Source organism: candidate division TA06 bacterium, assembly GCA_016235665.1.
In the GTDB taxonomy this organism is placed as follows: Bacteria; Edwardsbacteria; AC1; order AC1; family EtOH8; genus UBA5202.
Genome location: JACRJI010000011.1, coordinates 72,132 through 84,051 on the forward strand (window position 1 = coordinate 72,132; position 11,920 = coordinate 84,051).

General features: G+C 49.0%; 10 protein-coding genes. All 10 read left to right on the forward strand.

The window, feature by feature from the left end:
* Positions 1-45 precede the first annotated feature (45 nt).
* The 10 genes from HZA73_06170 to HZA73_06215 all read left to right on the forward strand — a co-directional run bounded on the left by HZA73_06170 (position 46) and on the right by HZA73_06215 (position 11,877).
* On the forward strand, positions 46-1,407 hold the full coding sequence (locus HZA73_06170; GenBank protein MBI5805615.1) for a pilus assembly PilX N-terminal domain-containing protein: 1,362 nt from the start codon (positions 46-48) through the stop codon (positions 1,405-1,407).
* A gap of 250 nt (positions 1,408-1,657) precedes the next feature.
* Positions 1,658-2,191 (forward strand): Mov34/MPN/PAD-1 family protein, encoded by a 534-nt coding sequence (locus tag HZA73_06175; GenBank protein MBI5805616.1) that lies wholly within the window; start codon positions 1,658-1,660, stop codon positions 2,189-2,191.
* A 138-nt stretch (positions 2,192-2,329) separates the two neighbouring features.
* Positions 2,330-2,713, forward strand: coding sequence for a GxxExxY protein (locus tag HZA73_06180; protein ID MBI5805617.1), 384 nt, complete (start codon positions 2,330-2,332; stop codon positions 2,711-2,713).
* A gap of 292 nt (positions 2,714-3,005) precedes the next feature.
* Positions 3,006-4,076 (forward strand): peptide chain release factor 1, encoded by a 1,071-nt coding sequence (gene prfA, locus HZA73_06185; protein ID MBI5805618.1) that lies wholly within the window; start codon positions 3,006-3,008, stop codon positions 4,074-4,076.
* Between the two features lie 139 nt (positions 4,077-4,215).
* Positions 4,216-5,055, forward strand: a complete 840-nt coding sequence (gene prmC, locus HZA73_06190) for a peptide chain release factor N(5)-glutamine methyltransferase (protein MBI5805619.1) — start codon at positions 4,216-4,218, stop codon at positions 5,053-5,055.
* 94 nt (positions 5,056-5,149) lie between these two features.
* On the forward strand, positions 5,150-5,461 hold the full coding sequence (locus HZA73_06195; GenBank protein MBI5805620.1) for a (2Fe-2S)-binding protein: 312 nt from the start codon (positions 5,150-5,152) through the stop codon (positions 5,459-5,461).
* Positions 5,462-5,509: 48 nt separating this feature from the next.
* Positions 5,510-6,595 carry an FAD-dependent oxidoreductase gene (locus tag HZA73_06200; GenBank protein ID MBI5805621.1) on the forward strand — a complete coding sequence of 362 codons (1,086 nt, stop codon included), beginning with the start codon at positions 5,510-5,512 and terminating at the stop codon, positions 6,593-6,595.
* 88 nt (positions 6,596-6,683) lie between these two features.
* Entirely contained in the window at positions 6,684-8,933 is a 2,250-nt protein-coding gene (locus tag HZA73_06205; protein MBI5805622.1) for a T9SS type A sorting domain-containing protein, read from the forward strand.
* A gap of 214 nt (positions 8,934-9,147) precedes the next feature.
* Positions 9,148-11,376: a T9SS type A sorting domain-containing protein gene (locus HZA73_06210; GenBank protein ID MBI5805623.1), complete on the forward strand. Its 2,229-nt coding sequence runs from the start codon at positions 9,148-9,150 to the stop codon at positions 11,374-11,376.
* The gene (locus HZA73_06215) at positions 11,377-11,877 is read left to right on the forward strand and encodes a 4Fe-4S binding protein (protein MBI5805624.1); all 501 of its coding nucleotides are present in this window, start codon (positions 11,377-11,379) and stop codon (positions 11,875-11,877) included.
* Positions 11,878-11,920: the final 43 nt, after the last annotated feature.

Genomic DNA, 11,920 nt, shown 5'->3' on the forward strand with positions numbered 1-11,920 from the left:
GCAACAGCGAAAAAGAAAAACCATTTTATAAAAGGAGAAACTAAAATGAAGAACATCATTAAACAGGAAAAGGGCATAGCCCTGGTAATATCGCTGATGCTTATTCTGGTGATGTCGGTAATGGTGGCCGGATTCATGCTGACCATCACCAACGAGCAGAAGATGGGCGGGAACCAGGTGCGTTACATAGAGGCCCTGAACGTGGCCGAGGCCGGGATCAGCGAGGCTGCCGCCCGGATCGGAGTCGGCACCAGCTCGGCCAATTTCATCGGTGAGGGGACAAACCCCGGCAGCGCCAGTTGGCAAGCGAAATTGGTGGATTCGGACGACCTGCCGACCGCTGCCTCCGGGTCCAATGTGGTGTACTATTCCTCCATCCAGCCGGATGGCTCCGGCCTGCAGTACTCGGTAAGCCAATGGGACAACAACCCTGATACCATCTATGCCCTGACGGTGCGCTACAAGACCGACGAAGCCGGGACCGGAATTTATTACTACAATCATGCCACCGGAGCCGAAACCCTGGTGGTCGGGCCTTCCTACAGCGCTCCCAGTCTTAACCATTCGCCGGTCTATATTGCCCGGAGCACCGGGATGGTGGGCAATGTCAGACGTTCGGTGGAAGTGAACCTGACCCAGCAGAGATTTACCTTTGCCACTAACGCAGCAGTGGCCTGCGATGCCGGAGTATTCAAGACCGGCTTCTTCTGCGCCTGTGGTCATAACCATAGCATCAATACTCCCTGGGGAACAGGAGTTAAAAAGGGCGCGAATCAATTCCCCTGCATACCCTACGAATTATGCGATCCCAACCGGACCCCGGCCGGAGACAGCGCGGCAGGCTGCCTGAAGGCCATCACCACTTCCGGTGATGTGATCGATCAGCCAGGAAACGGGAACAACGGCGGAGCCTTCGGCTACCCCGAGCCATTATCAACCACAGAACCTCCGTTAAAACAAATATGGGAAATATTCGGCTTTGCTGATTCAATAGATTTCAAGAACGCGTTTACCTTTAGAACAGTCAACAGCGTAGGCGAACTCGGCGGCGATCCCAACGGTTTTGTGGAATTTAACTGCGACGTAAACTTCGCGGATGTAGGAGCCACCCAGGTTCACGGAATATGGTGGATCAAGGGGAATTTCTTTGCCGGCTCCGAGCAATTCAAGGGTCTGATTTATGCCGAATCAGACTGCGACATGACCGGAAAATTCTGGATTCTGGGAGCCCTGCTGGCCAAAGGGGATGTGACCCTGAGCGGAGTAGGCCAGCCCCGGGGACGCGGCATGCACTTCAGGGGCAATGCCGATGTGCTTTATTCCAGCGAAGCGGTTTCACAGGAGTTATCAAACAGCAGCAATAGCGGCCTAAAACAGCTGGCCTGGCGCGAGGTAAACATTCATTAAATTATTGATCAAAAAGCCGTTCCGGAAAATTCCGGAACGGCTTTTTTGTTTGACTTTTGGCTTGGTTTATATTATACTTAATAGTTATTTTGGTAATTAGTAACTCGTTAAAAACAAGCGAGTTATATTCAATTGACCTGACTACGCTCTGCCTGCTCCAAGGCTTCCTCCCACGCAACTACAGCGTCGGACAAACCATAATCAGTTTACTGCTCCAATTCACAAACATCTAATCCCAAGCCACTGTCAGATGCAGGTATTCATAAATGAATCGGCCTTCTGGGGCCTGTTGGTCTCGGCCATCGAGGTCTATAAAAAAGAATCCTACGGCCTGCTGCTGGGCCACAAGGACGGCGACATGTTCATGGTGGTCAACGCCGTGGCCTGCCAGAAGGCCGAGCGTCATTCCACCTGGGTCAAAGCCCGGGACAAGTCATACGCCCGGATCGTCAATTTCTTCAAGAACCTGCCAAACCTGTACGTGGTAGGGGATTTTCACTCTCATCCTCTGCATAACACAGAATTAAGCGATGATGACATCGACGGGATGAAGCCGGGCCAGATATACATAGTGCTGGAGATCAAGGACAAGGCGAAGGACAAATACTGGGGATACAACGATGACGGTACACTCTCCGGCACCACCGACAGCTGGTTCATCAAAGTGGCGGCCTATTACATAGACCCGGAAACCCTGAAGCCCAAAATGGCCGATGTGCTGTGCCCGTTCGCCATTGGATTCGACATCAAGCCCAAGGAAAGAAAGCGCAATGGACAAGGCTGAGTTCTCTCACACTAAGCCACGGAGGAGAATACCTCATCACACAAAGCCACTAAGAACACAAAGGATTACTTTAAACACGGGGATGAATTAAAAACCTTTGCGGTTTTGCGTCTTTATGTGAGAGAAAGGTTTCTATCTATGAACGAAAATGAAATTGGAGAGATCGTAGTTGATGCCGCAGTCGCTGTTCATAAAGAACTTGGTCCAGGATTGCTGGAAACAGTGTATGAAGTGGTGATGGCACATGAATTGGAGAAAAGGGGTTTAACGGTTAGCCGTCAAGTAATCGTTCCCATCGAATGCAGAGGTATAAAATTTGAAGAAGGTTTTCGGGCAGACCTGATCATAGAAAATAAAGTGATAATCGAGTTGAAATCTGTTGAAGCCATAAGTAAAGCGCATAAAAAACAAGTGTTAACATACTTGCGTCTAACTGGGTGTAAACTCGGGTATTTGTTGAATTTCGGCGAAGCTTTGATGAAAAACGGAATATCAAGGGTAATTAACGGAAGTATTACATAACTCTCAGTATTTTTGTGTCTTGGCGTGAGAAATTTACCTATCACACGGAGTCACTAAGAACACGAAGGGAATGTTTTATCACACAAAGTCACGGAGAACACAAAGATCTCCTTTAAACACGGAGATTAAAAATAACCTTAGTACCTTTGTGTCTTGGTGTGAGAAATTTACCCATCACACGGAGCCAGGGAGAACACTAAGAGTTACCTCAAACACGGAGAAAAAATAGCCTTAGTGTCTTTGTGTCTTTGTGTGAATAAAGTGCCAAAAAAGAAGGAAAACGGAACTGATCATGGACAATAAACTGGAACAACTGGAAAAAAGATACCGGGAGCTGGAGTCACAGCTGTCCGATCCGGCGGTGCTGGCCAACCAGGCCAAGTTCCGGGATTACGCCCGGGAGCACCGCTCCCTGGGCGCCACCATCTCCAAATACGACGAGCTGAAGAGCCTGCGCCGGCAGATCGAGGACAGCCGGGCCATGGTCACCGCCGACGAGGACCCCGAAATGACCGCCATGGCCAAGGCCGAGCTGGAGGAACTGGAGCCGAAGCTAAAAATCCTGGAGGAAGAGATCAAGGCCATGCTGGTGCCCAAGGACCCCAACGATTTCAAGAACGCCATCGTGGAGGTGCGGGCCGGCACCGGGGGCGATGAGGCCGCGCTTTTTGCCGGGGACCTGTTCCGGCTTTACACCCGCTATGCCGAGCGCAAGGGCCTTAAGATAGACCTGATGAACTCCAACCCCACCCAGCTGGGCGGATTCAAGGAAGTGACCTTCGGGGTGGAGGGCGAGGGGGCCTACGGGCTGTTCCGCTACGAAAGCGGGGTCCACCGGGTGCAGCGGGTGCCCCGGACCGAGGCCTCGGGGAGGATCCACACCTCGGCCGCCACCGTGGCGGTGATGCCCGAAGCCGAGGAGGTGGACATCCAGATAAATCCCGCCGACCTGAAGATAGACATCTACTGCTCCTCCGGGCCGGGCGGCCAGTGCGTCAACACCACCTATTCCGCCGTCCGCCTGACCCACCTTCCCACCGGGGTGGTGGTGGCCTGCCAGGACGAGCGCTCCCAGATGAAGAACAAGGCCAAGGCCCTCAAGATCCTGCGCTCCCGGGTGCTGGAGAAGATCGATGAGGAACGCCACGCCAAGGAAGCACTGGACCGCAAGAGCCAGGTGAAATCGGGCGACCGCAGCGAAAAGATCCGGACCTACAACTTCCCCCAGAACCGGGTGACCGACCACCGGATAGGGGTGACCCTGCACAGCCTGGACCAGGTGCTGGAGGGGCACATTGACCAGCTGGTGGAGGGGCTGATCAAGGAGGCCCAGGCCGAGGAGCTGGCCACGGCCCTGGAATAGTGGGTTCTACCACAAAGGCACCAAGACACAAATTAAAGAATATTTTTCCCCTCGATACTTTCGGAAAATCAGCGACGATCTGCGTTAATCAGCGTCCCATAAAATCACCAGTTTCTTAAAACATTCAACGCATCAAACAATGACCATCGGCCGGCTGCTGCAATGGGGCGCTGAGGCGCTGAGACAGAAGGGCATCGAGAGCCCGGAACTGGAATCAGAGATCCTGCTTTCCTTTGTCTTCAAATGCGGCCGGGCCCGGCTGTTCCTGAAAAATTCCGAACATGTTCCCAAAGCCCTGGAGTCCAAATTCAGGCGGGCGGTGGTCCAGCGGAAGACCCGCAAGCCCTGGCAGTACATCACCGGAGAGACCGAATTCTACGGGCTGAAGATAAAAGTAAACAGGAACGTTTTGATCCCCCGGCCCGAGACCGAGCTTTTAGCCGAAGCGGTCATCAAACGCTGGAAGCCGGAGTGGTCAACAGTCCTGGATATAGGGGCCGGCAGCGGAGCCATCTCGATAGCCCTGGCCAGGAACCTTCCAAACGCAAAAATCTGTGCCAGCGAGATCTCGCCTGGGGCCTGGGCGCTGGCCAAAAGGAACGTGGCAGCAAACGAACTTTCCCGCCGGGTGAAAATAGTTAAAGCTGACCTTTTCCCCAATCTAAAACAGAGTTACGACTGCATAGTCTCCAATCCCCCGTACATTCCCTCCGGTCAGTTGAAGTCCTTGCAGCCCGAAGTTTCTCTTTACGAGCCCTGGCAGGCCCTGGACGGGGGCCGGGACGGACTGAAATTCTACCGCCTTATCTCCAAGAAACTGAAAGACTATTTGAACCCCGGCGGCCTGCTGGCCCTGGAAATAGGGCAGGGGCAGGGATCCCAGGTCCGGGAGCTGCTGAAAAAATCTGATCCGGGAATTAAAGTAGATATCATCAAGGACTATTCCAAAATACAGCGGATAGTGCTGGCTTACGGCTGATCAAAATTAGTCTTGGGCATTATTGACAAGCCTGGCATAATAGGATATCATTAGAATTTATACCGCTATAAACCATTACAACTTCTTTGGAAAAATGAGGATAGAAACCCACCCAATTCTGGATTTTCAAAGAGGCCCCAAGGTCACTTTTTACTTTGAGGGCCGGCCCGTGGAAGGCTTTTCGGGCGAAACCGTCGCGGCTGCGCTTCATGCCGCCGGGGTCAAGATATTGCGCCACAGCGTCAAGCTCAACCGGCCCCGGGGCTTTTTTTGCGCCATCGGCAAATGCTCGTCCTGTTTGATGGAGGTGGACGGCGTGCCCAACGTCTTTTCCTGCATCACCCCAATAAAGGAGGGTATGCAGGTGAGGCGCCAGCAGGGCCGCGGCCGGATCACCCTGGACTGAGCGCATCTCGTATACGTTACTACATTAATACCCTAAATACTCAATTTCATGAATGCTCTTGACTTTTTGATAATCGGCGGCGGGCCGGCCGGCCTGATGGCGGCGCTGGCGGCTTCGGACTTCGGCCTAAAGCCACTGGTGATAGACGAGAACCAGAAGCTGGGCGGCCAGTTGATCAAGCAGACCCATATGTTCTTCGGCAGCAAGGCGGAGAGGGCCGGCACCCGGGGCTTTGACATCGGGATCGAGCTGGCCGGAGAGATGGAAAAACGGGGGATAGAGGTCTGGAACAATTCCCCGGCGGTGGGCTACTATCCCGACGGCACGGTGGCGGTGCTCAAGAACGACAAGCTTCACGGCTTAAAGCCCAAAGCGGTGCTGGCAGCCACCGGGGCCTCGGAGAACTTCGTCACCTTTCCCGGAAGCGACCTACCGGGGGTCTACGGAGCCGGTGCGGTGCAGACCCTGATGAACGTGTACGGCATCAGGCCCGGGCAAAGCGTGCTGATGATCGGCTCGGGCAACATCGGGCTGATCGTCTCCTACCAATTGATGCAGGCCGGGGTCAAAGTCCAGGCCATCATAGAAGGCCTGCCCAACATCGGGGGCTACCTGGTGCACGCCTCCAAGATCGCCCGGGCCGGGGTGCCCATCCTGACCGGGCATACCATCCTGGAAGCAACGGGGGAGAATCAGGTGACGGGCGCGGTGATTTCCAAAATAGACGACCAGTGGCAGCCGGTTGCAGGCAGCCAGCAGAACATAGAGTGCGACACCATCTGCCTGGCGGTGGGCCTGACGCCCCTGACCGAAATGCTGTGGCAGGCCGGATGCCAGATGAACTACGTACCTGAACTGGGCGGCCAGGTGGCCTGGCACGACGAGCTGATGATGACCTCCATCCCCGGGATCTTCACCGCCGGTGACGTGACCGGGATCGAAGAAGCCTCCACCGCCATGCTGGAGGGGGAACTGGCCGGGCTGGGAGCGGCCAAATACCTTAAGGGCGATTCCAAAGAACTGCAGTGCCGGATAGATGACACCGCCTGCCGTTTGGCGGGGCTAAGAGCCGGACCCTTCGGGCAGAAGGCCAGGGAAGGGAAGTGCAAGCTGGCGGAATGCCGACGTACATAGGTATAAAAGGTTTGAAACGTTCAAAAGGTTGAAAAGTTAAGAATGGCTGGCTGGACCGAAGCCAATAGATAAATGAATGGAAATTAAAATGAAACCAAGATCATTCCAGTGGTTGGGTCTCTTCGTTCTGTTCTTAAGCAGTTTGGCCTATGCCCAGACCACCCGCGATAGCTTGTATGTTAGGACCTTGGGATCCTATCCCTCGGGACAGTCGTATTCGGTCAAATGCTTTCAGAACGGCGGGCACGACTACGCCTTGGCGGTTTTCGGCGAGGGGATCCGAATAATAAATATTGATTCGATTGCAAAACCGAAAGTAGTCAGCGCTTTGACTTTATATAATTGTGGGCACATTATTGATATCACGATTCAGGGTTCATTTGCTTATTTATCGGGCGGATATGATGGTTTATGGATAGTTGATATATCCGACCCTTATAATCCCGTAAAGAAAGGCCACTGTCCATTACCAACAGCTATTAACTTAATAACCGTTAATGCCCAATATGCTTTTGCCGGAACACATTACGATGAAACCACGGGGGGATTGCATATTGTTGATATAAGCGACCCGGACAATCCTTTCATGGTGACCACTTATGATTCACGCTTTGTCGGTGGCGTTGCTACCAAGGATTCGCTGGTGTTTGTTACTTTTGACGGGAAACTACATGTTCTAAATGTTGTTAATCCAATGGATATTAAAACACTCTTTATTGATTCCACCAATGGTCTTGCGGGCACCTTGTTAATAAGCGGTAATTACCTTTATGCTAACGCCAATGTTTACAATATAACCGATCCTGCCAACCCGGTACATTTCCCCACGTCAGAGTTTACTTCAGGAACCGGCATTCACTGCTATAATTTTGTGATCAGGGATAGTGCCATATATGGTGCAAGCGCAGACCTGGAAGTCAATAAACTGGAAGATTCGGTCACTGTTAGTCACTTGGCAACTTATGATCCTATAGGGTATGTGTTTTATCTTGATGCTATAAATAAAAAGCTGTGCGTAGCCAGCTGCCTTTCCACGGAATTTAACGGCATAACAATATACGATATATCATCACTATTTAACCCTCAATTGATGTCATATGTCCCCACTCTGACTCCTTTTGCAGCCAACGGACATGTGAATGTACACAATGATACTATTGTAGCATACGGCAAAGGGCTTGAGATATATGATGCGGTGTATCCACCCAAACCCAAATTGATAGCTACTTATTATGATACGGCACGTTGTTTTTACAATCTTACTTGGTATCAAAATCATATATATGCGGCTGATCCAATCGGAATATGGGCTTTTGATTTTGCCTCAAAAGAATCCCTCCATTTAACAGACACTTTTTGCTTTCCTTCGCCTAACTGGGCGACGTATGGTTTCACTATTGCTGACAGTACAATTTATTTCTCTTTGGACAGTACCTTATGGATGGTTGACATATCAGATCCTGATAGTTTTGGTAATATTAAGACTTACGTTACAGAGGACTATATTATTGATATAGTAAAGCAAAATGGTTTAATATTTGCGGCAAACAATAACGATGGTCTTAATATATTTAATGTGTCAAATGAGGACAGTGTTTATAAAGTCGGCAATTATAGCACAACAGATTATGCCTGGGGTGTTGTTTTGTCAAACGGCCACGCATATGTATCAAATGGTGATGCAGGTTTGGAAATAATTGATATTGCAGATCCTTCCAGCCCGCAAAAAGTCGGCAACTTTAATGTTTATGGTTACTTAAATAAAGTGGATGTAGATTCGAACATTTTGTATGTTGTTAATAGTAATTTTGGGAGTGCCCAAGATAGTGCTGGGCTTAAAGTGATTGATTTAAGCGACCCTGCCAACCCACAACAAATCGGATATTACTATCTGGGTTATTTTGACAAAGGTATGAACCAATGGTACAGCATGTTGCAGGAAGTTACCTTTGATAAAAATCATATTTATTTAAATTCCCCTTCATACGGACTACAGATATGTGAATATTACGGGCCCAACGGTGTTTTAACAAACGATTCTGAAGACGAGCTTAATTATCGTTTTAAATTGCTTGGCTCATATCCAAACCCTGCGGTGAACTTTCTATCAATAAGCTACGAGATAACAACTCCCGGACTATACGAATTTTCCGTTTATAATGTTCTGGGTCAGAAAATATCATTGATTGACAAGGGCAATAAAGTTCCGGGCAAATATACCCTAAAATGGAATTGTAAAGACTCCAATGGAAATAAGGTCGCCCCAGGGGTGTATTTCTACCAACTTCGAGACAAAGGCAATAACCGAGTCACAAAGAAAACAGTAGTGATCAAGTAATGCTTTCCGATAAACTAAGATCAACTGGGATAGCAGATACCGCCGACATCCAGGCAGCCTGGCCCTCCGAGGAACGCCTGAAGAAGGGCCGGGCCCTTCGGGCAGAAGGCCAGAGAAGGGAAGTGCAAACTGGCGGAATGCTGGATCAAAACTGTTTGAAACGGGTTAGGCCGGTTGTATATAGCGAAATCAATTGAAGGTCAAGGGGAATAAAATGAAACCGAAATCATACCGGTGGTTGTTTCTTTTAGTTCCATTCATTAGCGGCTTTGCCTACGGCCAGACAACCTGCGATAGCTTGTATGTTAGGACCTTGGGCTCCTATCCCTCGGGACAATCTTATTCGGTCAAATGCTTCCAGAACGACGGGCATGATTACGCCTTAGGTATTTTTGGCGAGGGGGTCCGCATAATAAATATTGATTCGGTTGCAAAACCGAAAGTGGTCAGCGCTTTGTCTTTGTACAACTGCGGACGCATAACCGATATAACCATTCAAGGCACATTTGCTTATTTAATGGGCGGATACGCTGGCTTATGGATAGTTGACGTTTCCGACCCCTATAATCCGGTGAAGAAAGGGTATTGCCCATTATCGTCTTCGAGCAATCTTGTCGCTGTTAATTCTCAGTACGCGTTTGCCGGAGTATTTTACGATGAAACCACGGGGGGATTGCATATTGTTGATATAAGCGACCCGGACAATCCTTTCTTGGTGACCACTTATGATTCACGCTTTGTCGGTGGCGTTGCTACCAAGGATTCGCTGGTGTTTGTTACTTTTGACGGGAAACTACATGTTCTAAATGTTGTTAATCCAATGGATATTAAAACACTTTATATTGACTCTATAAATACCATAAGTTCATCAGGCAAGGGTTTATTGATAAATGCTAATTACCTTTATTCCAATACTAACATTTACGATATAGCTGATCCGGCCAATCCGGTGCATTATTCTACGTCAGATTTTAGTTCTGGTGCGGGTTGCTACAATTTTGTCATACAAGACAGTGCTTTATATGGGGCGTGCGGTGGTATCTTAGATTTAGCAATTAATAAGATTGTTGACCCAGTAACGATCACAAATTTAGGTAGCATGGATACTCCAGGTTGGGGCAATTATCTTGATGCCATTAGTGAAAAATTATGTATGGCAAGTTCTTTGTCTCCTGATTTTAACGGGATATCAATATATGATATTTCAACACCCTATACGCCACAAATTGCTTCGTATATTACTGATTTAAAATCATATGGGAATAGCAAATTAATAGCAAGAAGCGATACTGTATTCTTATGTGGGAGGGGGATTGAGATCTACGATGCGGTAGACCCAAACAAAATAAAATTGATTGCGGCATTTTATGACATTAATCGTTCATTTGAGGATGTGATTTGGGACCAAAACTATATCTATGCTGTTGATGGGCTGAGCGGGTTATGTGCATATGATTATTCATCAAAAGATTCGCTACGATTAACTGATTCACTTTATCTTTCGGAATATTATCTGTCAATCACTGCCTCTGGTAACACTGTTTTTGTTGGTGCAGATAACAACTTGAAAGTGGTTGACATATCAAACCCTGATAGTCTAATATCCCTTGGTCAAACTGTTTTTACTGATTATGTTTGGGATATTGAAGTTAAAAATGATTTAGCATATATCGCCAATGGTCAGCAGGGCCTTTACATATATAACGTGGCCAACAAAGACAGTCTTTATGAAGTAGGGCATTGCCTGACGCCGGGCTCAGCTTGTGGAGTTATTATTAATGGAAATTATGCCTATATAGCGGACTATGATTCGGGCTTGGCAATTGTTGACATTGGTGATGCGGCTAATCCCCAGGTTATAGGCTCCCTTGACACACCCGGTTTGGCGCGGTATGTCGCCTTTGATACCAGTTTAATATATCTGATGGACGACAGCACCGGGATCAGGGTAATTGATGCAAGTGTCCCAGTAAATCCCCAGGAAGTGGGTTATTACTCGCTAAGATATTATGAGCCTGGGATGGGTGAATCTTATAATTACATGAAAAGCATTTGTTCTGGTGCCGGTCATATTTATGCAAATACATTATATGGCCTGCAGATATATGAATATTACGGACCGAACGGTGTTTTAGCAAACGATTCTGAATTTGAGTCTAATTATTGTTTTAAGTTAATTGGCTCATATCCAAACCCTGCAGTGAACTTTCTATCAATAAGCTACGAGATAACAACTCCCGGCACATACGAATTGTCAATTTATAATGTTCTGGGCCAGAAAATATCATTGATCGATAAGGGCAATAAAGTTCCCGGCCAATATACCCTAAAATGGAATTGCAAAGACGCCAACGGCCACAAGGTTGCCCCAGGGGTGTATTTCTACCAACTTCGCGACAAAGGCAACAACCGAGTTACCAAGAAAACAGTAGTGATCAAGTAAATGCTTTCCGAAAAACTAAAATCGACCGGCCTGGCCGATGCCTCCGACATCCAGGCAGCCTGGCCCTCCGAAGAAAGGCTGAAGAAAGGCCCGGTGGTCATCGTGGAATGCTTCCAACAGATCCCCTGCAACCCCTGCGAGACCAGCTGCCCCCAGAAAGCCATAGTGGTGGGTGAGGACATCAACGCCCTGCCCCGGGTGGACCACTCCAAATGCAACGGCTGTACCATCTGCGTCTCACGCTGCCCGGGGCTGGCCATCTTCGTGATAGACCAAAAATATTCCGAGACCGAGAGCGCCATCACCATGCCCTACGAGTTCCTGCCCCTGCCGGAGAAGGGCCAGGTTGTGGAAGCGCTGGACCGGGAAGGCAAAAACTGCTGCCGGGCAAAAGTCATCCGGGTGGTAAACACCAAGGCCCAGGACAAGACGCCGCTGGTGACTTTGGCCATCCCCAAGGGCAGGGAAAAGGATGTCAGGTTCTTTAAACTAGTTCCCTGATGCCTCTTACCACAAAGACACCAAGGCACAAAACGACTCTTCA

What these genes read in the sequence shown, in the direction of transcription:
- HZA73_06200 (MBI5805621.1), top strand. Translation starts at nt 5,510, where the DNA reads ATGAATGCTCTTGACTTTTTGATAATCGGCGGCGGGCCGGCCGGCCTG.
- HZA73_06215 (MBI5805624.1), top strand. Translation starts at nt 11,377, where the DNA reads ATGCTTTCCGAAAAACTAAAATCGACCGGCCTGGCCGATGCCTCCGAC.
- HZA73_06175 (MBI5805616.1), top strand. Translation starts at nt 1,658, where the DNA reads ATGCAGGTATTCATAAATGAATCGGCCTTCTGGGGCCTGTTGGTCTCG.
- prfA (MBI5805618.1), top strand. Translation starts at nt 3,006, where the DNA reads ATGGACAATAAACTGGAACAACTGGAAAAAAGATACCGGGAGCTGGAG.
- prmC (MBI5805619.1), top strand. Translation starts at nt 4,216, where the DNA reads ATGACCATCGGCCGGCTGCTGCAATGGGGCGCTGAGGCGCTGAGACAG.
- HZA73_06170 (MBI5805615.1), top strand. Translation starts at nt 46, where the DNA reads ATGAAGAACATCATTAAACAGGAAAAGGGCATAGCCCTGGTAATATCG.
- HZA73_06210 (MBI5805623.1), top strand. Translation starts at nt 9,148, where the DNA reads ATGAAACCGAAATCATACCGGTGGTTGTTTCTTTTAGTTCCATTCATT.
- HZA73_06205 (MBI5805622.1), top strand. Translation starts at nt 6,684, where the DNA reads ATGAAACCAAGATCATTCCAGTGGTTGGGTCTCTTCGTTCTGTTCTTA.
- HZA73_06195 (MBI5805620.1), top strand. Translation starts at nt 5,150, where the DNA reads ATGAGGATAGAAACCCACCCAATTCTGGATTTTCAAAGAGGCCCCAAG.
- HZA73_06180 (MBI5805617.1), top strand. Translation starts at nt 2,330, where the DNA reads ATGAACGAAAATGAAATTGGAGAGATCGTAGTTGATGCCGCAGTCGCT.